At 63.0% G+C, this 25,666-nt stretch carries 23 protein-coding genes and 1 tRNA gene; 7 read left to right on the top strand and 17 right to left on the bottom strand.

Annotated features, from left to right (window positions below):
• Positions 1 to 159: 159 nt before the first annotated feature.
• The 5 genes from istB to C8D03_RS13220 form a co-directional block, all read right to left on the bottom strand.
• A complete protein-coding gene (gene istB / locus C8D03_RS13200; protein WP_108045077.1) occupies positions 160 to 1,002 on the bottom strand; it encodes an IS21-like element helper ATPase IstB in 843 nt (280 codons plus the stop codon).
• A 20-nt stretch (positions 1,003 to 1,022) separates the two neighbouring features.
• Positions 1,023 to 2,522, bottom strand: coding sequence for an IS21 family transposase (gene istA / locus C8D03_RS13205; protein WP_108045076.1), 1,500 nt, complete (start codon positions 2,520 to 2,522; stop codon positions 1,023 to 1,025).
• Between the two features lie 195 nt (positions 2,523 to 2,717).
• A complete protein-coding gene (locus C8D03_RS13210) occupies positions 2,718 to 2,969 on the bottom strand; it encodes a hypothetical protein (protein WP_108046673.1) in 252 nt (83 codons plus the stop codon).
• Positions 2,970 to 3,760: 791 nt separating this feature from the next.
• On the bottom strand, positions 3,761 to 4,357 hold the full coding sequence (locus C8D03_RS13215; RefSeq protein WP_181300957.1) for a helix-turn-helix transcriptional regulator: 597 nt from the start codon (positions 4,355 to 4,357) through the stop codon (positions 3,761 to 3,763).
• Positions 4,358 to 4,525: 168 nt separating this feature from the next.
• On the bottom strand, positions 4,526 to 5,452 hold the full coding sequence (locus C8D03_RS13220) for an OmpA family protein (RefSeq protein ID WP_108046677.1): 927 nt from the start codon (positions 5,450 to 5,452) through the stop codon (positions 4,526 to 4,528).
• A 379-nt stretch (positions 5,453 to 5,831) separates the two neighbouring features.
• Between C8D03_RS13220 and C8D03_RS13225 the strand changes: the two genes are divergently transcribed.
• Positions 5,832 to 6,515: a Crp/Fnr family transcriptional regulator gene (locus C8D03_RS13225; RefSeq protein WP_108046679.1), complete on the top strand. Its 684-nt coding sequence runs from the start codon at positions 5,832 to 5,834 to the stop codon at positions 6,513 to 6,515.
• A gap of 69 nt (positions 6,516 to 6,584) precedes the next feature.
• Here the strand turns inward: C8D03_RS13225 and C8D03_RS13230 are convergent, their stop codons facing one another.
• The 3 genes from C8D03_RS13230 to C8D03_RS13240 form a co-directional block, all read right to left on the bottom strand.
• Positions 6,585 to 8,336 carry a cache domain-containing protein gene (locus tag C8D03_RS13230; protein WP_108046681.1) on the bottom strand — a complete coding sequence of 584 codons (1,752 nt, stop codon included), beginning with the start codon at positions 8,334 to 8,336 and terminating at the stop codon, positions 6,585 to 6,587.
• Between the two features lie 32 nt (positions 8,337 to 8,368).
• A complete protein-coding gene (locus C8D03_RS13235) occupies positions 8,369 to 9,349 on the bottom strand; it encodes an ABC transporter substrate-binding protein (protein ID WP_248308455.1) in 981 nt (326 codons plus the stop codon).
• Between the two features lie 189 nt (positions 9,350 to 9,538).
• Positions 9,539 to 9,913 carry a DUF1127 domain-containing protein gene (locus C8D03_RS13240; RefSeq protein WP_108051617.1) on the bottom strand — a complete coding sequence of 125 codons (375 nt, stop codon included), beginning with the start codon at positions 9,911 to 9,913 and terminating at the stop codon, positions 9,539 to 9,541.
• A gap of 302 nt (positions 9,914 to 10,215) precedes the next feature.
• Between C8D03_RS13240 and C8D03_RS13245 the strand changes: the two genes are divergently transcribed.
• Complete coding sequence (locus tag C8D03_RS13245; RefSeq protein ID WP_108046685.1) at positions 10,216 to 11,115, top strand: HNH endonuclease; 900 nt, start codon at positions 10,216 to 10,218, stop codon at positions 11,113 to 11,115.
• A gap of 173 nt (positions 11,116 to 11,288) precedes the next feature.
• Here the strand turns inward: C8D03_RS13245 and C8D03_RS13250 are convergent.
• A tRNA-Gly gene (locus C8D03_RS13250) sits at positions 11,289 to 11,363 on the bottom strand.
• 220 nt (positions 11,364 to 11,583) lie between these two features.
• Between C8D03_RS13250 and C8D03_RS13255 the strand changes: the two genes are divergently transcribed.
• The 4 genes from C8D03_RS13255 to C8D03_RS13270 all read left to right on the top strand — a co-directional run bounded on the left by C8D03_RS13255 (position 11,584) and on the right by C8D03_RS13270 (position 15,191).
• Positions 11,584 to 12,126: a prolyl-tRNA synthetase associated domain-containing protein gene (locus tag C8D03_RS13255; RefSeq protein WP_108046687.1), complete on the top strand. Its 543-nt coding sequence runs from the start codon at positions 11,584 to 11,586 to the stop codon at positions 12,124 to 12,126.
• Between the two features lie 77 nt (positions 12,127 to 12,203).
• Positions 12,204 to 13,103 carry a thioredoxin gene (gene trxA, locus C8D03_RS13260; protein ID WP_108046688.1) on the top strand — a complete coding sequence of 300 codons (900 nt, stop codon included), beginning with the start codon at positions 12,204 to 12,206 and terminating at the stop codon, positions 13,101 to 13,103.
• A gap of 19 nt (positions 13,104 to 13,122) precedes the next feature.
• Complete coding sequence (locus C8D03_RS13265; RefSeq protein ID WP_108046690.1) at positions 13,123 to 13,794, top strand: LON peptidase substrate-binding domain-containing protein; 672 nt, start codon at positions 13,123 to 13,125, stop codon at positions 13,792 to 13,794.
• Positions 13,795 to 13,808: 14 nt separating this feature from the next.
• Positions 13,809 to 15,191 carry an MFS transporter gene (locus tag C8D03_RS13270; protein ID WP_108046692.1) on the top strand — a complete coding sequence of 461 codons (1,383 nt, stop codon included), beginning with the start codon at positions 13,809 to 13,811 and terminating at the stop codon, positions 15,189 to 15,191.
• A gap of 111 nt (positions 15,192 to 15,302) precedes the next feature.
• Here the strand turns inward: C8D03_RS13270 and C8D03_RS13275 are convergent, their stop codons facing one another.
• From C8D03_RS13275 to C8D03_RS26620, 8 genes are all read right to left on the bottom strand, one after another.
• Entirely contained in the window at positions 15,303 to 16,739 is a 1,437-nt protein-coding gene (locus C8D03_RS13275; RefSeq protein WP_108046694.1) for a homospermidine synthase, read from the bottom strand.
• Positions 16,740 to 16,852: 113 nt separating this feature from the next.
• The gene (locus C8D03_RS13280; RefSeq protein ID WP_108046696.1) at positions 16,853 to 17,680 is read right to left on the bottom strand and encodes a phosphodiesterase; all 828 of its coding nucleotides are present in this window, start codon (positions 17,678 to 17,680) and stop codon (positions 16,853 to 16,855) included.
• A 143-nt stretch (positions 17,681 to 17,823) separates the two neighbouring features.
• A complete protein-coding gene (locus tag C8D03_RS13285) occupies positions 17,824 to 19,155 on the bottom strand; it encodes an ABC transporter substrate-binding protein (protein WP_108051619.1) in 1,332 nt (443 codons plus the stop codon).
• An 11-nt stretch (positions 19,156 to 19,166) separates the two neighbouring features.
• Positions 19,167 to 20,015: a carbohydrate ABC transporter permease gene (locus C8D03_RS13290; protein ID WP_248308456.1), complete on the bottom strand. Its 849-nt coding sequence runs from the start codon at positions 20,013 to 20,015 to the stop codon at positions 19,167 to 19,169.
• 11 nt (positions 20,016 to 20,026) lie between these two features.
• Positions 20,027 to 20,962 (bottom strand): carbohydrate ABC transporter permease, encoded by a 936-nt coding sequence (locus tag C8D03_RS13295; protein WP_108046700.1) that lies wholly within the window; start codon positions 20,960 to 20,962, stop codon positions 20,027 to 20,029.
• 110 nt (positions 20,963 to 21,072) lie between these two features.
• Positions 21,073 to 21,600 (bottom strand): GNAT family N-acetyltransferase, encoded by a 528-nt coding sequence (locus C8D03_RS13300; protein ID WP_108046702.1) that lies wholly within the window; start codon positions 21,598 to 21,600, stop codon positions 21,073 to 21,075.
• Positions 21,601 to 21,846: 246 nt separating this feature from the next.
• A complete protein-coding gene (locus tag C8D03_RS13305) occupies positions 21,847 to 22,992 on the bottom strand; it encodes a type III PLP-dependent enzyme (protein WP_108046704.1) in 1,146 nt (381 codons plus the stop codon).
• A 476-nt stretch (positions 22,993 to 23,468) separates the two neighbouring features.
• On the bottom strand, positions 23,469 to 23,720 hold the full coding sequence (locus C8D03_RS26620) for a hypothetical protein (protein WP_146170170.1): 252 nt from the start codon (positions 23,718 to 23,720) through the stop codon (positions 23,469 to 23,471).
• Positions 23,721 to 24,036: 316 nt separating this feature from the next.
• On the opposite strand from C8D03_RS26620, the gene C8D03_RS13310 reads away from it, so the two are divergent.
• On the top strand, positions 24,037 to 25,626 hold the full coding sequence (locus C8D03_RS13310) for an OpgD/OpgG family glucan biosynthesis protein (RefSeq protein ID WP_108046706.1): 1,590 nt from the start codon (positions 24,037 to 24,039) through the stop codon (positions 25,624 to 25,626).
• Positions 25,627 to 25,666: the final 40 nt, after the last annotated feature.

Below are 25,666 nucleotides of genomic sequence, written 5' to 3' on the forward strand. Positions count from 1 at the left end.
CGACCTACTCGATTTTCAATTCGCGCAAGTATGTCTGTCAACGGCGGTCGGTTTCCAGGCCAGCGTGGCGGAGCAAAACCAGGCCAGCGATGGCGCCGGAGGACGATAAGCCAAGGGCCCCGATCGGGGCCCTTGGCTTATCGTCGCGTTCGTTTCTGATCAGCTTTCGGTGATCTCGCCGGTGTTTGGATCGATGTGCTCGACGGTGGCCTGGTTTTGCTCCGCCGCGGCGATAGCGCGGCGTCGGCCGGCGGATTGTTTGAGCCGGTAGCTGTCGCCGTTCATGGCCAGGATGCTGACGTGGTGGGTGAGCCGGTCGAGCAGTGCGCCGGTGAGACGCTCCGATCCCAGGACCGAGGTCCAGTCCTCGAAGGGCAGGTTCGAGGTGACGATGGTCGAGCCGCGCTCGTAGCGTTGCGAGAAGGTCTCGAACAAGAGCTCGGCTCCGGTCGGCGACAACGGCACGTAGCCAAGTTCGTCGACGATGAGCAGCTTGACCGCCTGCAGATCGCGCTGAAGCTTGAGCAGGCGGCGCTCGTCGCGGGCCTCCAGCAACTGGTTGACCAGAGAAGCCGCCGTCGTGAACGTGACGGAGAAGCCTTTCTGGCAAGCCGCCAGGCCAAGTGCGAGCGCGACATGGGTCTTGCCGGTGCCGCTATTGCCGAGCGCGATGATGTTCTCCCGGCGCAGGAGATAACCGCAGCGTGCCAGCTCCAGGACGAGCATCTTGTTGAGGTCGGGGATGGCGGCGAAGTCGAAGGTGTCGAAGCTCTTCACCGCCGGGAAGCGCGCCGCCCGGATGCGCCGCTCGACCGTGCGGCGCTCGCGGTCGATCAGTTCGAGCTCGATCAGGCGCAGCAGATAGCGCGGATGATCGACGCCATCGCGCGCGCATTCGCGGGCGACCTTGTCGTACTCGCGCAGCACCGTCGGCAGCTTCAGCTGCTTGAGATGATGCGCCAGCAGGACCTGCGGCGTGCCGCTGGTCGTTCCCGCCGGCATCGCGTCGCTGGTGTTACTGGTCATGCCGCTTCCTCCGGCAGGAGCACGGCATAGTCGGCGGCCGCGGTTGTCCTGACCGTCGTCCTCGGCAGATGGGGATAGGCCGACAGGTCGAGACGGGCGGGCCTGCGCTCGATCCGCGCCAGCGCGATCAGCTTGACCGCGTCGAAGCCGATGGCACCGAGGCGGATCGCCTCGGTCACCGCGAAGGTCACCATATCTCGCGGCATCGCCTCCATCAGCCGCAGCACCTGGATGAACTCGCGCTTGCCACGGTTGCCCATGCGCGCCTCCAGCAGATGGCGCAGGTGCTGGAAGGCCTCGGGCAGATCCCAGCCCTGGAGCGCCGCCGCCTGGTCGAGCGCATTGGGCTTGGTCTCGATCAGGGCGAGATAATGCAGTGGGTTGGAGACGAACACGCCTTCGCCATAGCAGCGCGGGTGACGGGCAATCTCGGCGCCACCGCACAGGATCACGACCGCATCGACGAAGCCCTTCACCACGACATCCTGAAAGCCGTAAGCTGTGGGCACGGAGTAATCGTTTGAGCGGTAGCGCACCAATGCGGTCGAGGAGACCCGCGCGCTGCGCTTCTCGCACGGCTCCAGCGGCACGGCCGGCAGGTCGCGCAACGCCGCCAGATCGGCGACAAGCCGTTCTCCGATCGTCCCGGCATGCCGCCCGGCTCGTTCCCCCTGCCGGAGACGGCAACGCTCAGCCAGCCTGGCGTTCAGCGCCTCAAAGCTTGCCACCACCGGGATCGGCGTCATGAAGTTGGAGCGGGCGTACTTCACCAGGCCCTCGACCTTGCCCTTGTCGTTGCCCTTGCCTGGACGGCCGAAGCGATCCCGGAACAGATAATGGCTGACCAGCTCGGTGAAGGCGCGGGTTCGCTCGCGCTTGCCGTCGCCGCAGATCTTCGCCACCGCGATGCGCGTGTTGTCGTACAGGATCGACAGCGGCACCCCTTCGAAGAAGCCGAAGGCCGAGACATGGCCGTCCAGGAACGCTTCCGTCGTCTCGCGGGGATAGGCCTTCACGAAGCAGGCGTCCGACTGCGGCAGGTCCATGCAGAAGAAATGGATCTTCTGCCGAACCCCGCCAATCACCGCGATCGCCTCGCCGAAATCCACCTGGGCGTGTCCCGGCGGATGCGCCAGCGGCACGAAGGTCTCGCGCCCACGCGCCCGGCCGATCCGCACGTAATCCTTCACCACCGTGTAGCCGCCAGCGAAACCATGCTCGTCGCGCAGGCGCTCGAAGATCCGCTTGGCCGTATGGCGCTGCTTCACCGGCGCGCTCCGGTCAGCCTCCAGGATTGCGTCGATCACCGGCAGCAACGGACCCAACTTCGGCTTCCCGGCAGGCTTCGTTCGCGTGTACCCCGGCGGCAGCGAGAACCGGCACATCTTCGCAATCGTCTCGCGGCTCAGACCAAAAACACGCGCCGCCTCCCGGCGGCTCTTCCCCTGATTGAACACGAACTGCCGAACCGCCGCGTAGACCTCCACCGCGAACATCCCCGCCAACCCCAAAAGGGATCAGCCTATCCAAATGGATGGCTTTTACGCCGCCCGCGCCAGCACAAACGACGGCGCTTCATTGGATGGTTTTGTCACCGCCCTGCACAAGGGCCAACGCAAGTTTCGATGGGGCCCCATCAGACACCGGCTATAACTCCGGATATTCATCTACGCGGTGTTCCGCTGCTGCCTCTATCGCCGCTGCGTGCCGGCTGCGATCAACGCCAGCCCCTCGCCAATGTCGTCCATCCGGCGCGACGCTTCCATGCTCATCGCGACCGGCAGCATGGTGCGCATGCATTCAGCGTGCTGAGGCGACGCCTCGCCATAACCAGCCTTGAAACAGACCACCTTCTTCCGCGCCTCCGCCGCCTGCTGCACTGTTTGGCAGCCGCCGAGCAGGAGGCCCGCCATTAACATTCCCACCGTCTTGATCGCCATCATGCGTTACTCCAGCAAAAAGCAGGAACCGAAACACGGCGAAAATCAGCGCACGATCATGCAGTGGCGGGCTCGATCAAGCTGGCGTGCAAGAGGTTTGGATCGATCGTGTCGAGCACCGCCGCGCTGGTTGGCGCTTGGCGGCGTTCTGGGCATTGCTGACTTCATGCTCGGTCGGGCTTCAGCGGACCTGAGATGGATGGCTGACTGCCCGCTTTGTGGAGGTTTAGACGGGTTTTCATGAATACGCGTGCGGTCAGAAGTTTTAAATTATATTAAACGTCTGCAAATCTGATATTATATAAATAAACCTTTTAAGAATCTAAATAGTTCTATTCAATAATATATTTGCTGTCGATAAAATCTATAATTGTGATATAAATAAATTTGATAACTAATTCACTAATCAAAACTCTCGATCTCGTCGGCTTCATCATCGTATAGTAATTTGCTCAGAATTACATATCGGTCGATTGTCGATGTCGTTACATCTCGGCTGCATCGCTCGCGCAATCGCGTAGTCTCTGCGCGTACTGTCGATTGCATTTCAGGAGTATGAATCGCATATTCCTCGCTCCATGTGAGCATACGCTGCAAAGTGAGATCCCAGATTAGGCACGATCGCTGTATGCGTGTCAGTGGCTGATGAGCCTTTGCATTCGGGGCCGTAGGCGTTAATCCCAGGGCAAACGATACCAATATCAACACTGCATATTTCATTATAAATCCGCTTTCACATTTTACTTGTGGACGTTTGGTGAAATATTACCGCATTATAATCTTTGCAATTAATTCTAATGAATATATATTGCAACGAAACGCACGAGATCGCTCTGTCTACTGGTTCCGGTCTTGGCAAAAATATTCTGTAGATGAGTTCGAGCGGTAGCGGGAGTTATGCCCAGTCTCTTGGCAGTAATAACAGTATCGAATCCGTCAACAATTATTCTCAGTACGCGGGATTCAGTTGCAGTCAAGCAAAATTCTTGGCATATTCCAGAAATATTTCGGTCGATTATCGTTTGTGGATCGTCTATTATAAGTAAAGCAAGGTCGATCCCCAGCTCACCCAAATGTACCGCGTCAACGACGACCTTCCGCCCGCTCATCATCGCCAGCGGCAACCGGGCACCTTCGTTGGCGATTCCGTTACGACATCGCCTGAGCCAGCCCAGCAATCGAATTTTGAATATCTTGTCATTTGTTGCGAAGTTATTAAACAAACCCCCTTCTTCGCGCGCCAGCGCCAGTCCAGATTTATTACTATAGCGTATTGATAGATTCTTGTCGATTATGAGTGTCGCTCTGTTGTTATAGAAGTAATTTCTGGGAATTTCTAGACGTTTTTGTATGTTTTTTGTCGGCTTTATTTCTTTAGTTATCAAAGACACAGAATTCATCCTGAAAATATTTCTAGGTGATTACGTACACTAAAGGGCGGTTGAATAATAAATCTAATGCAATTGATTATATGAAATAAAATTGTCTCTCAAGCATACAATCGTGTTATAATATAGTTATTGAAATTTCTCTTTAAGATTTGACAGATGAATCCTCGTTTACATAATCAATATTTCAACTCGTCGGTTTTTCTCTCGCCCATAAGGATGGTCGGCGCCGTCCGCTCTCTTATTGGCGTGGATCGGTTTCATTTCTCCCATACCGGAAGTCACAATATCATTTGCTTTTGCGACGCCGTTCATAACCAGCCATTTGGCAACCGCGTCTGCGCGGTGTTTTGACAAAGCAAGATTATAGGCTCGCGTCCCGACGCTGTCGGTGTGGCCAGTAACATAAATCTTTTGTTTTGGTCCTTTCTTTAATTTAATGAAATCACCAGCTTCTTCAAGAATCCAGTGAGCAACTTGCTTGATGTTGTATTTATCAAAGTCGAAAACGGCGTCGGTCGGCACTCTGTAGGCGTCCATGCTGCCAAGTTTTATTTTCGTTGAGGGCTCCACGCTCTGAATGACAGGTGCGGGGATTTCGATCGTTACATCACCAGGCTCTGCTGGCTTACCGTCCGAGAAAAGAATTTCCGTGCTGCCAAACTGTGACCCGACGCCCGGAAGCGAAAAGCCGCCTCCGCTCAGATCGCAAGAGGCGATAATTTGGCTGCTCATTGCCGAGGTCTTGTGCAGCGCGACTCTCGTAAGGGAGTAAACAACCATATTGAGTTCGTGAACCGACATCCAAATGCCATTCAGGTCGTGAAAACTGACCGCATCGCGCGTTTTAAATGAGCAGTAGGGCGTGGATCCGTACGACCCTGAAAACGGAATTGCCTTGAATCCCTTGCCAACCCCCGCGCTCATTAAGGTCATACGATGCGCCCGCCCGGTCGAGCGGTTCACGAGGTCGAAAAGAGCGACGCTGACGCCAGCTGAACCGACGCCGAATCCCGACGATCCGAGACCCGCGATCGCCCATAGAACGGACTTCTGCGCATCGATAGGCAAGGGTTTGCGCTTGATTGGCGGGGGCATCTGTCGTTCCTAGCTTGAGATCCGAAGCCATTGTTCAAGGCCGAGGCATAACTGGCGTCCGGGCAGGGTGCTCAGGGCTCAGCGCGGACCGGCAGACGGTCCTGTCTTCGGCTAAAGGTGGCCCCACATGTAATCTCCCCCTGCGTTGCGGGCGCCGCCTCGCGCAGGTGTTTTGCAGCGGATAATTGCAACGCCCTCTTGTGACGGTCCGGGCCGTTCGTCATTGTGGCGCTCCCCACGATCCGCCGAGAAGGGGCCGCCATCGGTATCGCGACGGCCCATCGGCGAGGGATTGATACGAAGGTCCCGACAGGCGTTCTGTGCGGTGGATCACATAAGCTGCGGCAACGGCCTTCTTGGTCCAATTCCGGAGGGACCAATGATTGATGTCCCGTCTCGCCTTGTCATGATCCTGTCGGCGAACCCATTTTTTTCGGGCTTCGAGCCGGACGCCCTCGAGAAAATCGCCGCAATCTGCAAGCATCGGGGCCTGGTCTCGCGGGAGACCCTGTTTCAAAAGGGGGACCCCGGTGACGGGCTCTATGCCATTCGGCGGGGCCTGATCCGAATCGGAACGGCGGATGAACTCGGCCAGCAGATGACGATGAATGTCCTGGGTGGTGGCGATGTCTTTGGTGAGATCACACTGATCGATGGTCAATCCCGAACGGCTGACGCCGTAGCGATGGAAGATACCGAGCTGTTTTTCCTGCCGCGGCGCGATTTTTTGGGGCTGCTCGATCGCGAGCCCCCGATCGCGCTGCAACTGATCGGTCTTCTCTGCGCCCGGCTGCGCGATGTTATCGGCCGCCTCGAGGAAACAACATTCCTGCCTTCCGCAATCCGGCTTGCGCGACGCATCTTGGTGCTCGCTACCGACTACGGCACTGAAGTGCGTGTGTCCCAAGAGGAACTGGCATCTCTCACAGGCGTGACGCGTGAAACGGTCAATCGTCACCTCCAAGCCTGGAAGCGAAGCGGAGTCATTTCCTTGGCGCGAGGACGATTGGTAATTCAGAAGATCGATGAACTTCGGCTCCTGGCGAACGTTGATCCGATCTGAGAAACGAGCACGATACATCATTGCAGTGCCGAAAACTGAGCGGCCTTTAGCAAAAGGTATCGGACTGCATTACGATAGCTGCTTCAAGGAAATTTCGTTGTTGACAGCCGAGAACACCTGAATTGGCTGATCGAAACCCTTCAGGATCCGCATATCCTGTTCGACGAGAGGCACTTGTCCTTCGACCGCGTGGGCAACGACCATGTCGGTGAGGATTTCGGTATCGCGCGCACTCGCGCATAGGCGCGATGCGAGGTTCACGACATTGCCGATCGCGGTGTAATCGAGCCGACCTTCTTTACCGATGCGCCCGACGATGGCAGGCCCCATCGCCAGCCCCACGGAGAAGCCGAGCCGGTGCCCGAGCGCACTCCGATCGCGCAACAGGGATTGCACGCTCAGCTGCATCTCATGCGCCATATGGATGGCGCGCAAAGCGGGGTCAGAGCATGCAACCGGAGCGTTCAGCAAAACCATCATTCCGTCGCCTGAGAAATTCGTTAGCGTTGCCCCGTGTTCTATTACCACCTTGTCCAGAGCGTCGTAGTAATCGCTAAGGACGCTCATGACTGTTTCAGGTTGTGCGCGCGCCGAGAAGGCAGTGAACCCTCTCAGATCGCCAAAAACCACCACGACCTCCATACAACGTCCGTCAAGCACACTAGCATCGCCTGACTGGTCGACGAGTTCGGCCACCTGTGGCGCAAGAAACCGCTTGAGCCGGCCAATGCGTTCTGAGCGTTCCTGCGATACTGCCAAATCGCCGGCCATCTCGTTGAAGCGCGTCGCGAGTCGCTCGAATTCGTCGCCGGTGGCGAGGCTAATCCGGTAGTCGAATTGTCCCGCGCCGATGCGAGCGACGCCGTCTTCCAGAAGCCGGATCGGGCCCATCATGCGCTGTGTCAGCCAGTAGGCGAGCGCTGCGGCAAAAGCTGCACCTCCCACAAGTAATGCGGCTGTGCGCCAAAGTGCCGCATAGATCGGCCTAAACGCCTCCGCGGCGGGCTGCTTCACGACGACGCTCCAGTCGACGCCGGGAATCTGTGCCATCGCAGCGAGGACGGTTTGTCCGGTCGTATCTCGTCCTGCGACGGCCTGACCGTTTCGCGCAAGGATATCTGCCCGCAGGCCCTGGAGCGGTAGTGTTACTGCTTTGTCCGCGCGCAGAACAAGGCTGATGTCAGGGTGAGCGACAAGGCGTCCTGGCTGATCGAGCACAAACGCCTCGCCCGTTCGTCCAACTTTGATCGCAGAGATGACGTCCCAAATCAGTTTGAGATTGACCTCGGCGATGACAATGCCGACCGCTGCGCGGTTGCCTGTCACCGCGATCGTCATAAAGGGTTCAGAGCCGGCATGGAACGTGACGGGACCGTACCCAGCGCTGCCAGGGCGGAGGCCTGTGAGTGCGGCATTGAGAGAGTTTTCGGCGCCGCCCTCGATACGGTTCAGGCCGATCCGCGATACAAAAAGGCGCTCCCGCCCGCTGGCGTCAACGAAAGCGAGGCTGACGACGGCAGGTACCTGGCGCAAAAGCCGGAACGCGTCGAGCCTGCGCCTGTCATCGGCGCCGTCGGACCATGGCAGCTGCACGGTCCACGCGAGTTGATCGCGTATCCCATCGATGAAGTCCTGGATTTTCGCAGCGGCGGATCGGGCTTCCGCATTCAGCAGGTCGTTCAGCCGTGCCCTCTGGTCGCGATGGCCAAACCAGGCCTCGCTACCGCTGGCAACGAGAAGCGGTAAAACGACGGCTGCAAACAGCGCAAGAAAGTACTTGGCGAAGAGCGAACTTCGTGGGGCAAGTGGCGAATGCGTCACCGTATCAGCTCATGCGCCGGATATCGGCAAGGTTATTCGATTACGACGTCGGCGCTGGACAAAAGCGAGGCTGGAACGGCTATGCCCAGCGCGTTGGCCGCTTTGAGATTGACGAATAACTCCAACTTCGTCACGCGCTGGACCGGTAGATCAGAAGGTCTCTCACCGGTTATGACGCGGCCTGCATAAATCCCTGTGTGACGATGCGACTGCTGAAAGTCGCCACCATAGCTCATCAACCCGCCGGCGATGGGGAAGTCTTGCGCCTGAGTAATTGCGGGCACCCCGTGGCGGATCGCAAGCGCGGCAAGCCGCTGGCTGCGATAAGCGAAGTAGGGATCGGACGTAAAAACAAGCCCGCCCATCCGCATCTGGGACACGGCAACGAACATCGAATCGATTTCCGGTTCGCTACTGGCGTTCAAGACATGAAGTTGCAAACCTAGATCACTTGCGGCCGTTCGGAGGTTTCTCAATTGCGAGCTTGAAGTTGGGCTCGTCGGATTGACGGCCACGGCGAAGGTCTTGGTGGTCGGGATGAATTCACTGAGGAATTCCAGCCGTTTGTGCGAGACCTCCACGCTGAGGCTGGTGACACCGGTGAGGTTGCCCCCCGGCCGAGATAGGCTTTCGACCAAGCCGAGGGCGATGGGGTCCCCCCCCATTTCGAAAACGATCGGTATCGTACTGGTCGCGGATCGTGCAGCGAGCGCAACCTCCGCACCGCCCGGCGCTACGATGACCGCGACCTGGCGGCTCGCGATATACTTCGCCAGGGCCGGCAAGCGGTCGTATTTGCCTTCCGCCCATTGAAAATCGATTGCGACGTTATGGCCTTGGGTGAAGCCCGATTCCTTGAGACCTTGCAGGAAGGCACTAATGCGACTGGTATAAGGCTCGGGCGACTCTGAACCGAGATAGCCAATGACCGGCATGGCACGTTGCTGCGCGCGGGCCGAGATGGTCGACGCCGCAGCCACGCCGACAAAGGCAATGATGTCGCGCTTTGTCACGCGACCACTCGGCCCAAACACGCATGGCATCAAACGCAAGGCCGTCCCCCGACCGATGTTGGCTGTGAGGCAGCAATATCCGAACTGCCCCCAAGCTCCACCATATTATAATCGGATGGCACATACCGAGAAAAGGTTTCCCTGTTGAGAGGGGCCCGGTGCCGTTGCGCTGATAGTCCGAACTGCGGTTCAGGAGTCGCTATTGCGGTTCAACGCCCCGAAAGCGGCGGCCGCGATCTGCGACCGTGTGAGGCCAATATCCTTCAGTATCCGGTCGTCCAAACGTGACAACTCGCTGGCCGCGCGGCGCGAGCGAATATTGCGCACGATATCGCGCAGACGCTTCAACGCCGCTCCGATCAGCTTCGCCGTCGGAGGACGCCGAGGCTCTTCACTGTGAGAGGCGACGAATGGGCCATGAACCTCGTAGAGGAACTGCTCCCGGAAGATCTGCCCGACCGCCAGGCGCCCAACCAATCGGTCAAGTACGGTCTTGCGGCGAGGGCGGATTGTGTCCGTCAGGTCATCGATGTCGTAAAGGAAGTCGCTTTTCAGGGCATACATGTCGAGCTCCGTCGCTGTGTTCGCCGTCCCTTTTGGACGGTGCGCGGCGTTGTCGGAGTTTGTGGGCACCGGGTCTGTGACGCGTCACACACATCAATTCTTGCGTTCAGACACGACCGTTCGGCATAGTGCGCCGCATGCCCGAGCACATTTTGGTCGCGACAGTCTCGACCTGAGCTCTCGATCTCCTCCGGCGTGAGCTAGCTAACGCTTCTTGATGTCCGCAAGCGATTGTTCGCGCAATGATTGACCTGTTCCGTCGATCTTGCTCAGCTCCGTCGGTCAACCCGGACTGAAAATACATGGCCTTCGCCGTCTTCATCCATCGTCAGGATTCGATCTACGACGACAGTCCAGCCGAGCGGTATCAGTTCCCGCGTCAGTATCTCGGTCGGGTCCAGGCCTGCGTCGGTGACTGGATTATCTATTATGAGCCGCGCAAGGTCGCAGGGACGCGCGGGTATTTTGCTGTGGCCAAGGTCCAGCAGGTCATTCCTGATCCGGTCGCGCCGGACATGTTTGTCGCCGTCATCGAGCCTGGCAGCTATCTTGATTTTGCCAACCCGGTACCATTCACCGATGCGCAAGGCGTGATTGAGCGCGGTGTCCTGAATGAAGACGGACGCATCTCTGGTCGCGCACAGGCAGCTGTCCGACCCCTCTTGCCGGCGGACTTCGATCGGATCACCAGCTTTGGTTTGGACGATCGCATTCTCATGCTGCCTCGTCTCGATGAGCTAACGGCATCGGCCGGATTTGCGGAGGAGCAGGCTCCGTTCATCTACGAGCAGGTTCGCGATCGCGCCACGTTCCTTACGTCCCGGGTCGTTCGCGACCGCGTGTTCCGCCAAGTCATTCTGCGTGCGTACGATGAGCGCTGTGCGATCACAGGTCTCAAGCTGATCAACGGTGGCGGGCGGGCAGAGGTCGATGCGGCGCACATTCGGCCCGTCGAGGCCGATGGGCCCGACATCGTCAATAACGGCATCGCACTGTCGGGCACGGCGCACTGGATGTTCGACCGCGGTTTGATCGGCCTGTCAGACGACCTCGACATCCTGGTCTCGCGACATGCGAACGACCCGGACCAGATACACAGTTTCATCAGCAAGACAGGTCGAGCACTACCGCCGTTGCGAGCGCATGATCGCCCACATCCGCATTTCCTGCGCTGGCATCGCGAAAATTGCTTCAAACAGTGAGTACGGCGGGCGGCGTTCGAGAGGGCGCGCATCCCTCCGAAGGCGAGCTTGTAACCACGCTGTAACCGCGGACTCTCTGAGCCTTGAGAAATGGCTTCGATAGCAGCTGGCCCAAAACGCAAAAAGCGCCGGGAAACCCAACGCTTGCGTGCCTCGCTGGCGATGTGATGTCCTGGAGCGGGAGAAGGGATTCGAACCCTCGACCCCAACCTTGGCAAGGTTGTGCTCTACCCCTGAGCTACTCCCGCATCAGGACATGGCCGCGTCGTTTCCGCCGCGGAGGCCGGCTTATTGCCCCAAAGCCGCGCGCAGTGCAAGCGCCTTGTTGCGGAAGTTTCATCTTTTGCGGAATGTGCCTCTGCTCTGCGTATTTGGACCCCGTCGGGTTCGTCACGGCGCTTGTGGCGTCGTTTCCGGAGCGTTACGCATCGTGCCGCTCCCTCCCGATGTCCGAGCCGACGCCGACCCATGCCGCAGAGCCGCCCGACCACCGCCCCGCTGACGCCCGAGGAGCTCTGCGACCATCTGACGGAGCACGGCATCGCCTTTGAGCGCGTCGACCATGAGCCCGTCTTCACGGTCGCCGAATCGCAGGCGCTGCGCGGCACCCTGTCCGGGCTGCATTCCAAGAACCTGTTCGTGAAGGACAAGAAGGGCCGGCTCTTCCTGGTCTCCGCGCGGGAAAATGCCCGCATCGATCTGAAGCGGCTGCACGAGACGCTTGGCGCCAGCGGGCGGCTGTCCTTCTGTTCGGCCGAGGCGCTGATGGAAAAGCTCGGCGTCACGCCGGGCTCGGTCACCGCCTTCGCTGTGATCAACGACCGCGCGGGAGCGGTGACGATGGTGCTCGACCGCAACCTCACCACCGGCGAGGCGATGAACTTCCACCCGCTGATCAACACGGCGACGCTGCGGATCGGCCGCGACGACATGCTGGCCTTTCTGCGCGGCACCGGCCACGACCCGCTGATCGTCGATTTGCCGGTTCCCGATGATGGACATAACGGCTGATCCTCCCCATCTATGGTTCGGTCGCGGCGGCGGCCCGACCCAATCATTCCTGACGTGAGCGCGACGAAGGACGACCGATGCTGGTCAATGGCGATGCGGCCGAACAACCCGGCCTGATCAAGGACACGACGACGCAGGGCTTCCGGCAGGATGTCGTCGCCGAGTCGATGAACCAGCCCGTGCTGGTCGATTTCTGGGCGCCCTGGTGCGGGCCCTGCAAGCAGCTCACCCCCGTGATCGAGAAGGTGGTCAAGGAGGCGCGCGGCAAGGTCCGGCTCGTCAAGATGAACATCGACGATTTTCCGGAGATACCGGGCCAACTCGGCATCCAGTCGATTCCGGCCGTGATCGCCTTCAAGCAGGGCCAGCCGATCGACGGCTTCATGGGCGCGCAGCCGGAAAGCCAGGTCAAGGCCTTCATCGAGAAGCTGGTCGGCCCGATGGGGCCGGGCGCGACGGGAGAACTCATCGCCGCGGCGCAGGCCGCCACCGAGGCGGGCGATGCCGCCGGGGCGAGCGAGCTCTATGCCGGCGTGCTCGAGCTGGAGCCCGAGAACGTCCTGGCGATCGCCGGCCTCGCGCGCCTGCATCTCGACATGGGCGACATCGAGGGCGCCTCCGGCATCCTCGGCATGGTGCCCGAGGCCAAGGCCGCGGATCCGGCCATCACGGCCGTGCGCGCTGCGATCGAACTGGCCGAGCAGGCGGCTGCGCTCGGCGACACCGCCGAACTGGAAGCGAAGGTCGCCGCCGATCCGAAGGACCATCAGGCCCGCTTCGATCTGGCGCTGGCGCTGAATGCGCGCGACCGGCGCGAGGAGGCGGTCGACCATCTGATCGCCATCATCAAGGCCGATCGCTCATGGAACGAGGACGGTGCCCGCAAGCAATTGCTGCAGCTCTTCGAAGCCTGGGGCCCGATGGACGAGCACAGCATGGCCGGCCGTCGCAAGCTCTCCACCCTGTTGTTTTCATAAGCTTGGGGAGCCGCGCTCGATGGGCATGAACGCCGTCTACAACGGAGCCGAGGATTGCCCGCCGGTGATCGCGGTCTTCCCGCTGGGCGGCGGGCTTCTGCTGCCGCGCGGGCAGATGCCGCTCAATGTCTTCGAGCCGCGCTATATCGCGATGATCGATGACGCGATCCGGACGCATCGTGTCATCGGCATCATCCAGCCCGAGCCCGAGAGTGGCCGCCAGTCGGCCACGCCGCCGCTGCTTCAGGTCGGCTGTCTCGGCCGCATTACGCAGTTCGCCGAGACCGGCGACGACCGTTACATCCTGACCCTGACGGGGATTGCTCGCTTTCGCGTCGTCGAGGAACTCGCGGTGACGACGCCCTACCGGCAGTGCCGCGTCTCCTACGACACATTCACCGCCGATTTCGAGGCCCGGGCGGGCGAGGACGAGGTCGACCGCAACGCGCTGCTCAAGGCGCTGCGGGCCTTCGCCAAGGCAAGCGACCTCAAGATCGACTGGAAGGGCGTCAACGAGGCGCCGAACGAGGCGCTGGTCAATGCGCTCTCGATGATGTGCCCCTTCGGGCCTCGCGAGAAGCAGGCGTTGCTGGAGGCGCCAAGCCTCAAGGAGCGTGCCGAGGTGCTGGCGGCGATCACGGAGATCGAACTGGCCCGTGGCGGCGGCGACCCCGAGACGACGCTGCAGTGAGCCAGCCTCTCGCGATGGCGGTGAGGCCACCCGGCGGCTACCCGCCACGGCGCGCGCTGACGGCCTGGTTGTTCTTCGACTGGGCGGCGCAGCCCTTCTTCACGCTGATCACGACCTTCGTCTTCGCGCCGTTCTTCGCCGCGGCGCTGGCCTCCGACCCGGCGCAGGGGCAGGCGCTGTGGGGATATGCGACCGGCTTCGCCGGCCTGTGCATCGCGCTGCTCTCACCGCTGCTCGGCGGCATCGCCGACCGAACCGGACCGCGCAAGCCGTGGATCGCTGTGTTCGGGGCGCTGCTGGTGCTGGGCTCTGGCGCGCTCTGGTTCGCGGTACCGGGTTCGCCCTGGGCTGTGCCGATCGCGCTTTGCGGCTTCGTCATCGCCACCATCGGTGCCGAATTCGCGACCACCTTCAACAATGCGATGATGACGCGGCTGGTGCCGCCGGAACGGCTGGGCTGGCTTTCCGGCACGGGCTGGGCCGTCGGCTATCTCGGCGGGCTGGTGTCGCTTGGCATCACGCTGGCTCTGCTGGCCGCCGATCCGCTTACGGGCAAGACGCTGGCGGGGCTGACGCCGATCCTCGGGCTCGATGCCGCCGCCCGCGAGGGTGACCGTTTCTCGGGGCCGCTGACGGCGCTCTGGTTCGTGGTGTTCGTGACGCCGATGTTTCTGCTCACGCCGGATTCGGAGCGGACCGGGATGCGCCTTGGCGAAGCCGCGCGCGGCGGTCTTGGCCGGCTGAAGGCAACTCTTGCCGAACTGCCGCGACTGCCCTCGCTGGGGCGCTTCCTGCTCGCCAACATGATCTACCAGGATGCGCTGGTGGCGCTGTTCGCCTTCGGCGGGATTTATGCGGCCGGCGTCTTCGGCTGGCAGACGATCGAGATCGGCATCTTCGGCATCATGCTCACCATCGCGGGCACGCTCGGCGCCTGGCTCGGCGGCAAGGTCGACGATGCGATCGGCGGCAAGGCGGTGGTGCTGGGCGCGATCGCCTGCCTGCTGCTGGCCTGTCTCGGCATCCTGTCGCTGGCGCCGGACCGGGTTTTCTTCGTAATCGCCGCGTCGCCGGCCACGCCCGGCGACGGGCTCTTCGCCTCGCTGCCGGAGAAGGTCTATCTCGGCCTCGGCCTGCTGATCGGCCTCGTCGCCGGGCCGCTGCAGGCGTCGTCACGCAGCCTGATGGCGCGGCTGGCGCCCGAGGGTCGGGTCGGCGAGTTCTTCGGGCTGTTTGCGCTGTCGGGGAAGGTGACGTCGTTCATGGGGCCGACGCTGGTCGCGCTGGCGACGACGGCCTTCGCCAGCCAGCGTGCGGGGCTCGCTGTGCTGGTGGTATTCTTCCTGACTGGTGGGGCGCTGTTGGCGGGCGTGCGCGTGCAGAAGGCACCAGCCTGAACCGTCATGCTCGGGCTTGTCCCGAGCATCCATGTCTTGAACACCACGCTGGATCAGCGAAGACGTGGATGGTCGCCACAAGGGCGACCATGACGATGGTGGTGGCTGTCCTCAGCGAACCAGAATGTTCCGGAACTGCCAGGGATCGCTCGTGTCGATGTCCTCCGGGAACAGACCCGGGCGGCCGTCGAGCGGTGTCCAGTCGGTGTAGTAGCCCTTCACGGGCCCGAGATAGGGCATCTGGATCTCGAGGCAACGGTCGAGATCCATCTCTTCGACCTCGACGATGCCGGCGGTGGGGTTTTCCAGCGCCCAGACCATGCCGGCGAGGATGGCGGAGGTGACCTGCAATCCCGTCGCGGTCTGGTAGGGAGCGAGCTGACGTGCCTCCTCGGTCGAAAGCTGCGAGCCGAACCAGTAGGCGCCCTTGTCGTGCCCATAGAGCAGCACGCCGAGTTCGTCGATGCCGTCGATGACCTCGTTTTCCTCGAGGATGTGGTGCTCCTCCTGCGGACGGCCGGCATTGCCGAACATCTCGTGCAGCGAGAGCACGGCGTCGTTCGCGGGGTGATAGGCGTAATGGCAGGTCGGCCGGAAGACGGCCTTGCCGCTATCGTCGCGGACGGTGAAGTAGTCGGCGATCGAGATCGACTCATTATGCGTCACCAGGAAGCCGTATTGCGGCCCCGGCGTCGGGCACCAGCTCCGAACCTTCGTCTCGGCGCCGGGCTGCATCAGGTAGATCGCCGCCTGCGAGCCGGTTTCGTGGCCATGGGCATTGGGCGGCATCCACTTCTCATGCGTGCCCCAGCCGAGCTCGGCGGGCTGCACGCCTTCGGAGATGAAGCCCTCGACCGACCAGGTGTTGACGAAGACGCCCGGCGGCTTGGCGTTGCGCGAGCGCTGCGTGTCGCGCTCGGCGATATGGATGCCCTTGACGCCGACTTGGCTCATCAGCGCGGCCCATTCCTCGCGGGTTTTCGGTGTGGGCACATTCAGGCGCATGTCGGCCGCGACGTTGAGCAGCGCCTTCTTGGCGAGCCAGGAGGCCATGCCGGGATTGGCGCCGCAGCATGAGACGGCAGTCGTCGAGCCCGGCACGCGGGCGCGTTTGGCGGCGAGCGTCATCTCGCGCAACGCGTAGTTCGAGCGCTCGGCCGGGCCCTTGGTCTTGTCGAAATAGAAGCCGAGCCAGGGCTCGTTGACCGTGTCGATATAGAGGGCTCCAAGGCTGGAGCAGAATTCCATCAGGTCGCGCGAGCCGGTGTCGCAGGACAGGTTGACGCAAAAGCCCTGGCCGCCGCCTGCGGTCAGCAGGGGTTCGAGCATGGTCTTGTAGTTCTCTGGCGTCACGGCTTCCTGGATGAAGCGGATACCGCGTTCGTCCAGCAGCGCGCGGTTGTCATCGTCGGGGGCGATCACGACGAACCGGCTCTTGTCATATGTGAAATGCCGCTCGATCAGCGGCAGCGTCCCGCGGCCGATCGAACCGAAGCCAATCATGACGATCGGGCCGGTGATCTCTCCGTATACGGGCCAGTTACTCATTCTCGGGTTGTCTCCTTCTGGGGGGCGCTGTTCATAAGATCGGCCGCGCGGAGCCACCCCGGCTCGTATGGGCGAAGTGCTGCCGCGTCAATCACATGGCAGCATCGCGGTGGCTAATGCCCACCCGGATAGTCGGCATCGAGCACGAAGGGATAGGGGCCCGGAAAGCGCTCGACATAAGCGGTGTGGGTGACGAAGCCGGCGGTCTTCCGGAACGAATGCAGCAGATAGGCCGGCGGTTCCATGTGGAATGTCGCATTGCTCGTCTCCGAGAGATCGAGCGTGACCTGATGCGTCACGCTGGGCGCGATCTGCGCGATGGTGCCGGCAAAGCGCGTCACGATCGGCCGATGGTGATGCCCGCAGAGAATGCGCTCGATGTTGGGGTGGCGGGCAACGATCGCGGCGAATTCGGCGGCGCCGTCGAGCAGGCGGATCGCGTCCATATGGGCGATGCCGCAGTCGAAGGGCGGGTGATGCATGAAGATCGCGACGGGCTTTCCGTCGGCCTCCGCGAGAGCCTTGTCGAGGAAGGCGAGTCGCGTTGCGCAGAGTGCGCCGGCGCTCTTGCCCGGTAGCAGCGTATCGAGACCGATCAGCCGCATCGGCCCGAGATCGGCGACGAACTGGACGAAGCCGCCGTCCAGAATCTGACGGGGATCCAGCGTCAGCCCTGCGGTCAGTGTCTCGCGGCGGTCGTGATTGCCCGGAACCAGCAGGACCGGCATGCCGAGCGGCGCGAGCATGGCCTGCAGCAGCGCATATTCCTCGGGAAGCCCGCAATCGGTGAGATCGCCGGTGATCACCAGCGCATCGGGGCGAGGGTTGAGCCTGGCCACGACATCGAGCGCGCGTTCGCTCAGCGCATTGGTTTCCGAGACGCGATAGGCGGGCTTGCCGCGCGGGCGGATATGCAGGTCGGTGATCTGGGCGATGAGCATCGTCGTTCTCTTGAGGTAAGGCCTCATCGTCATGGTCGGGCTTGTCCCGGCCATCCACGTCTTCGCTCGTCGAGCGCGGTGTTCAAGACGTGGATGCTCGCCACAAGGGCGAGCATGACGGTGGCGTGCAGCTAGGGCGGCGTTCAGTTCGTCGGCAGCTTCAGCGCGGTCTGCTCGACATAAGGACGCATGATCTCGTCGGCCTGCTTCTGGGCGGCGACGAGCGCCTCCTTCGGCGTCTTCTTGGCGGAGAGCACGGCGGCAAGCTCGTCCTCGATCGCCTTGCGGACCGGCACGGTCCTGTAGGTGGCGAACCACGGCTTGGCGAAGGCGAGCTGGCTGACCGCGATGCCGGCGTCCGGGTTCTTCTCGATGAACGCCTTCATTTCGGCTGTGTCGTAGGCGGCCTTGTTGGGGGCGAAATAGCCGGTGGCGCGGCTCCACCAGCCGGACTTCTCAGGGCTCGTCATCCAGTTGATCAGCGTCCAGGCGGCCTTGCGGCGCTCGCCCTCGACGCCGGTCGGGATGACCAGCGAGGCGCCGCCGATCGGAACCTCGTTCTTCACGTTCTTCGGGACGAAGGCGACCTTGTAGGGGAACTTGGCGTTGGTGCGGATATGGGTCAGCGAACCCGTCGAGAGCAGCATCATCGAGGCCTGGCCGGAGAGGAAGGCCGAGGAGACCGCGCCGCCGGCCTGCACGCCGGCCGGATGGACCTTGTGCTTGCTGACGAGGTCGGACCAGAAGGTCAGGGCGCCGAGCATCGAGGGGGTGTCGTAGTAGACCTCTCCGCCGTAATCGACATTGAACCATTGGCCGCCATTGGAATGGGTCAGGGCCTGCAGGATCCAGCCGCCGTAATCATAGTTGGAGGGCATCATCATGCCCCAGCGGGTGACGCGGTCGCCGTCGCGCCTGGTCAGCTTCTTCGCGGTGGTGACCAGCTCCTCCCAATTGGCGGGTAGCTTGTCGGGATCGAGGCCGGCTTCCTTGAGATGGTCGGTGTTGACGTAGAGCAGCGGCGTCGAGTTGTGGAAGGGCACGCCATAGACCTGACGGTCGAGCACGGCGTTGCCGTGCAGCGCGTCGAAGAACTGGCCCATGAACTGGTCGTTGGTCTTGCCATCAGCCTTGATCAGGGCGTCCATCGGCTGGATCTCGCCCTCGATCTTGAGGTCGAGCAGGAAGTTGGCGGACATGATCACGGCAGCCGGCGGCTTGCCGGCCTTCATCGCGGCGCGGGTCTTGATCAGGGTCTCGTCATAGGAGCCGGTATAGACCGGCGTCGCCTTGATCGAGGGGTTCTTCTCGTTGAACTCCTTGAGCAGGGTTGCCATGTCGCGGGCGAGCTGGCCGTCGACGGGCACGGGGAAGAACAGCTCGATCTCGGTCTGGCCTTGGGCGAAGGCGGGCGAGAGCGCGAAGCTTGCAGCCAGCGCGGCGCCGGCCAGCAGAGTGCGGCGGGTGGTCGTCATCATGGTTTCCCTTACTTGATGCCGGAGGAGACGAAAGAGTTGACGAAGGCACGCTGGAACAAGGCAAAGGCGAGCAGCAGCGGCGCGCTGACCAGCAGGGTTCCCGCCGCGATCACGCCCCAGGCCTGCGCGCCCTCGGCGCCGCGGGTGAAGGAGGCGAGGCCGACGGTGAGCGGGCGCAGATCGGGCGAGTTGATCACCATCAGCGGCCAGAGGAATTCGTTCCAATGGGCGGTGACCGAGACGATCGAGAAGGCGACGAGCGAAGGCCTCGCCAGCGGCAGGTAGATGAAGCCGATGCGCTGAAAGACGCCCGCGCCATCGATCAGTGCCGCATCTTCCAGTTCGCGCGGGATCGCCCGGAAGGCCTGGCGCATCAGGAAGGTGCCGAAGGCAGAGACGAAATAGGGCGCCATCACGCCGAGCAACGTGTCGTAGAGGCCGAGCCTGGCGATCGTGGTCAGATTTGGGACGATCAGCACGACCGGCGCCAGCATCAGCTGCAGCAGGAAGAGGTAGAAGCAGAGCGTCCGGCCGGGGAATTCCAGCCGCGCGAAGGCATACCCGGCGAGCGTGATCGTGACGACCTGCACGGCGAGGATGCCGAGGCTGATGATCGTCGTGTTCAGGCCGTAGCGCGGGAAATCGGCGGAAGCCCATGCCTCGCGGAAATTGGCCAGCGTGGGAATGTAGGACGGCACCAGCGAAGCCATGCCGGCGCCGATGCTTTCTGGATTGAAGGCCGCGACCAGCATCCAGAGGAAGGGCACCATCCAGAGCGCAGCGACGAGCAGCGTCGCGGCATAGCCGAGTTTCGGCGAGACCTCGCCGGTCGCGACGCCGGTGCTGGCTTGGCTCATGCTGGCCGGGCTCATGGCTCCTTCTCCCCGAAGGAGCGTTCCAGCGTGCGCAGCGAGGAGGCGGTGACGACGAGCAGCAGCGCCAGCATCACCAGCGTGCCGGCGGCAGCGCGGCCGGCGTCGTAGTTCTCGACCGCCTGCTGGTAGACATAGAACAGCAGCAGGTTGGTGGAGTCGGAGGGGCCGCCCTTGGTCAGCACGAAGACGTGGTCGACCTGCGTCACGACATTGAGCAGGCCGATGACCAGCACGAAGCCGATGGTCGGCTTGAGGTAGGGCAGAGTGACATAGCGCAGGCGCTGCCAGGGGCCGGCACCGTCGAGGATCGCGGCCTCATAGGCATCGGCCGGCACGGCCTGCAGCCCCGCCAGGAAGAACAGCATGTAGTAGCCGGCGTTCTTCCAGATCGTCAGCGCCATGATCGACCAAAGCGCGATGTCGGGATCGCCGAGCCAGTTCGGGCCGGAGATGGCGAGCTTGGCCAGATGATAGTCGATCAGCCCGACATTGGGCAGGAACAGGAACAGGAAGATCGAGGCGGCCGCGACCAGCGGGATCAGCACGGGCAGGAAGAACAGCGCCCGGAACAGCGCGTTGACGCGAGTCGTCTTCACCAGCGCCATGGCGAAGCCCAGCGCCAGCACGAGGCTCGGGATCACCGTGCCGAGCGCATAGACGAGATTGTTGACGAGCGCCTTGCGGAAGGCCGCATCGGCCAAGAGTTTCTGGAAGTTGTCGAGCCCGACATAGGCCTGCGGTCCGCCGACGCGGATCTGGCCATGCATCGACTGCCACAGGACCTGAGCCACCGGCCAATAGGTGAAGAGCGCGAGGAAGAGGAGCGAGGGCGCAAGCAAGGCGAAGGCCAGCACGCTGGCCTGGCGCGGACGCCAGCGCGGCGCGCTCCACGCGCTCGTCCTGCCAGCCGTGAAAACCGCCTGCGCCATGCACCCCACCCTTGGCGGGGGTCATGCCGGGGCTCGGCGACGAAGCGGTTACGGATCGATGACGGATGCGTGACGGACCCGGCGAAAGGCCGGATCCGCCAGAGTTATCCTCAGGCCGCGCGGCGCGCCGGCACTGCGGCCTCGTTCGGATGGCCGGTGGCGAGGAGCGTGCCGGCTGCTCCGGCGAGCGCCCCGTCGCGCAGTTCGAGGCCGAGGAAGCGCTCGCGCTCGACCGGGCCCGGCATGGCGAGATCGCGGGTCAGGCCGCCGCTGAAACCAAAGCGCTGATAATAGGCGGCGTCGCCGACGAGCAGCACGGCGCCATGGCCACGGCAGGCCGCACGCCAGATTGCCTCGCGCATCATTGCCCGGCCAAGACCTTCGCCCTGCAGCTCCGGCGCGATCGCGAGCGGGCCGAGCAGGAGAGCTGCCTTGCCGCCGGCCTCGACATGCCAGAGCCGCACCGTCGCGACAACGACGCCATCGCGCTCGGCGGTCAAAGCAAGCCCTTCAGCCGGCAAACGACCTTCGCGGAGCCGCTCACTCGACTTGGCCGTGCGGCGCTCGCCGAGGCAACGGTCGAGCAGCGCCTCGCGGGCGGGAACATCGGCAGCGATCTCGTCGCGAATCGTGATCATGACGCACCTCCGGCCGGAGCGCCTGCAAGACAACCGAGGTTGCGCAGACCTTCCCGGCGCCGCGCGAACGCGGCCACAAGAAACAGGAATGTGTGGAAGAGGGTCCGGCGGGAGCCACGTCCGTTGCGCTCCTTCCTGGAGGCGCGGACGCTCCGCCCGAAACCGTGGGCGGCCTGCCGATCATGGCAGGGCGCTTCGCCGGACCCGATTGGCGACAGGAGCGGCGCTGGCCGCTCCGTTCCAACGTCAGATGACGTACTGCCTCAAAGGCGGGAAGCCGTTGAAGGCGACGGCCGAATAGGTCGTCGTATAGGCGCCGGTGCCCTCGATCAGCACGCGGTCGCCGATCTCCAGGCTGAACGGCAGCATGTACGGGGTCTTCTCGTACATGACGTCGACCGAATCGCAGGTCGGGCCGGCGAGCACGCAGGGCACCGTCGCATCGCCGTCGCGGGCGGTGCGGATCGGGTAGCGGATCGCCTCGTCCATGGTCTCGGCGAGACCGTTGAACTTGCCGATGTCGAGATAGACCCAGCGGACGTTGTCGTCCTCGGCCTTCTTCGAGATCAGCACGACCTCGGCCTCGATCAGACCGGCTTCGCCGACCATGCCGCGGCCTGGCTCGATGATGGTCTCGGGCAGGCGGTTGCCGAAATGCTTCGACAGCGCCTGGAAGATCGCATCGCCATAGGCCGGAACGCCCGGGATCGGACGCAGGTAGCGCGCCGGGAAGCCGCCGCCGAGATTGACCATCGAGAGCGACAGCCCACGGGTGGCGCACTCCTTGAACACCGTCGAGGCCGAGGCCAAGGCGGAATCCCAGGCGTTCACGTTCGACTGCTGCGAGCCGACATGGAACGAGATGCCATAGGCGGTCAGGCCGAGACGATGGCCGTGCTCGAGCACGTCCGCGGCCATTTCGGGCACGCAGCCGAACTTGCGCGACAGCGGCCAGTCGGCGCCGGCACCGTCGCAGAGGATGCGGCAGAAGATGCGCGCGTCCTTGACGCCGGTCTTGTCGGCGGAACGCGCGATCTTCTCGACCTCGGCCGTGCAGTCGACGGCGAAGAGGCGCACGCCGAGCTCCATGGCGCGGGCGACGTCGCGCTCCTTCTTGATGGTGTTGCCGAAGGAGATGCGATCGGCGGTGGCACCGGCCGCGAGGGCGAGCTCGATCTCGACGACCGAGGCGCAATCGAAGCAGGAGCCGAGCTTAGCCAGCAAAGCGAGCACTTCCGGCGCAGGATTGGCCTTCACGGCGTAGAACACGCGCGTGTCGGGAAGGGCCCGCGAAAAGGCATGATAGTTCTCGCGCACGACATCGAGGTCGATGACGACGCAGGGACCGTCCTCGCGGCGGGTACGAAGGAACTCACGGATGCGCTCGGTCATGAGACGCGTCTCCCTCCGGCGCAAGCGGCGCCGATGCGACATGAAGCCGGCTGACGCGTCAGCGATTCAAGGCGCGATGGAGACGCCGAGAACAGCCGAACGTGACGTCCGGACTCTGAGTAACCGTCGCTTGGGGAGACCCCGCACGCCCGGCAATGAAGGACAAGCCTCTTCGGTGCTGGTCTTTGGAGGACCAGCGAGACCAAAAAAAGCCCGTTCCGTCGTTGCTTTAAGCTGCGTCCCCCGTGGAGATTCGGGGTTCGCCGGTTTCGCCTCCGGCTGCCAGTCGCTGTTCGGAGAGCAGCTCCCTTGGGGGGAACCGGGAGGCGTGATTTGAGGGGATATCCATCCCCCTCCATCCGTCCTCCAACTCCTGGCGGCTGTCCGGCCTCTTGTCCGGATGCCCACCGACTGACACGCGGCCACAGGCACGTGCGAATTGGGTGAACGCGATATACGGATGATGGGCCCCGCGTTCAAGTTTTTTCTGACGGCCGGGTGCGGATTTTTTGACGAACCCTGTCCGACCGGGCCGGCCGCGTGAGGGCCGCCGCCGTGCCGCTTATGTCCGGCATCCTGCTTCCGCGCCTCGCCGAACCCGATCCGGCTGCCGAGCGGGGCCGGCACTTCGGGTGTGCGTCCTCCCGCTCTTCTTCCTGGAGGCCCGGCCTGGAGCAGACGCAGCGCTTGTCGATCAGCCCGGCGCGCGCGGTATCGATGCGCTTCATGCGGACGTTCCGGCGGCGGAGGAAACGATCGGGGCTCCGCGGCGCTGGCTGCCGGTCCCACCAAACGATCGGGATCAGAGACGTTGCTTCAGGATGCATTCGCCGGACTGTTGCGGGCGCGAGCGGCTGGCTGCGTCCGGCCAGGAACCGCCTCCAGACAGCGGTGCTGGCGCCTGCCAACGAGGTCTTGCTGCGGAGATGCCGTGCGGATCGCGGGTTTCGGCCCTAGACCGGCCCCAATTCCTCGCCTAAGTCACTGGCAGACAAGCCTTTGACGGACTGCCTTCGGGCGACGCGAGAAGACCACGGACCCGCCATGACCATCACAGATCGCCGCCGTGTCCTGGCGGGGCTTTCAGCCGCCCTCAGCCTCTCGACGGCTCCGTCCGTCCTGCTGGCGCAACAGCCCGAGACGCGGCCCGAACCCGCGCCCGAGCCGCCGCAGCCGCGCTTCGGCTTCGAGGAGGTCGTCCGCCGTGCCCGCGAGATCGCCGCCGTGCCCTATGATCCCGGCCCGAACCTGCCCGAGCCGCTGTCGCGGCTCGACTTCGATTCCTGGCGCGATATCCGTTTTCGCTCCGAGCGGGCACTGCTGGCCCAGAACGGCGCGCCGTTCCGGATGCAGATGTTCCATCCGGGCTTCCTGTTCACGCGTCCGGTCGTGGTCAATGTCGTGCGCGACGGCGTGCCGACGCCGGTGCCCTATGCTGCGAACCTGTTCGACTATGGCCGGGTCAAGTTCGAGAAGCCGCTCCCGGTCAATCTCGGCTTCGCCGGCTTCCGGCTGCACTATCCGCTCAACGATCCGCGCATCTATGACGAGCTGATCTCCTTCATCGGCGCGAGCTATTTCCGCGTGCTCGGTCGCGACCAGCGCTACGGCCTGTCGGCGCGCGGGCTCGCGATCGGGGCCGGCGTGCCGGGCGGCGAGGAATTCCCGATGTTCCGGGAGTTCTGGGTCGAGGCACCGGCGGCCAATGCCGAGCGCGTCACGGTCTATGCCCTGCTCGATTCGGCCTCGGTGACGGGGGCCTATCGCTTCCACATCTATCCGGATGTCGATGCGGTGGTGGATGTCGGGGCGACGCTGTTCCCGCGCAAGACGATCGAGAAGCTCGGCCTGGCGCCGTTGACCTCGATGTTCTTCACCGGCGAGAACGATAGGCGCTTCCATGACGATTTCCGCACCGAGCTGCATGATTCAGATGGGCTGATGATCCATTCGGGCACCGGCGAATGGATCTGGCGGCCGCTGCGCAACCCGCGCCTGCCGGCGGTGTCCTCCTTCGTCGAGCGCAATGTCCGCGGCTTCGGGCTGATGCAGCGCGACCGTGTCTTCGAGCACTATCAGGATCTCGACCTGACCTATGAACTGCGACCGTCCTACTGGATCGAGCCGCAGGGCGACTGGGGCGAGGGCTCGGTCGAGCTGATCGAGATTCCGACCACCGACGAGACCAACGACAACATCGTCGCGCTCTGGGCACCGAAGACGCCGCTGGAGCCCGGGCGCGAATTCTCGTTCGGCTACAAGCTGACGGCGATGATGGATTCGAGCGACCTGCATCCGGGCGGGCGCATCATCAACACCTATCAGGCGCGGCCGAAGGCGCTGGGCTCAGGCGAGCCGGTGCCTGCGGGGGCGCGGCGCTTCATCGTCGATTTCGCAGGGGGCGACCTCGACTATCATCTGCGCCAGCCGGAGAAGGTCGAGATCGTGCCGTCGATCGCCTATGGCCGGATTGACCGCGCCTTCATCGTGCCGAACCCGAAGACGCAAGGCTTCCGCGCCTTCATCGACATCGTCGTCGAGCCTGGCCAGCTCGCCGAGATGCGCGCCTTCCTCAAGAGCGGCGACAAGACCCTGACGGAGACCTGGAGCTATCCCTGGCGGGCGGAAGCCTGAGCCCGGATATGGCTGCGCATGTTACGACGCCGTGCATCCC

Source organism: Bosea sp. 124, assembly GCF_003046175.1.
GTDB lineage: Bacteria > Pseudomonadota > Alphaproteobacteria > Rhizobiales > Beijerinckiaceae > Allobosea.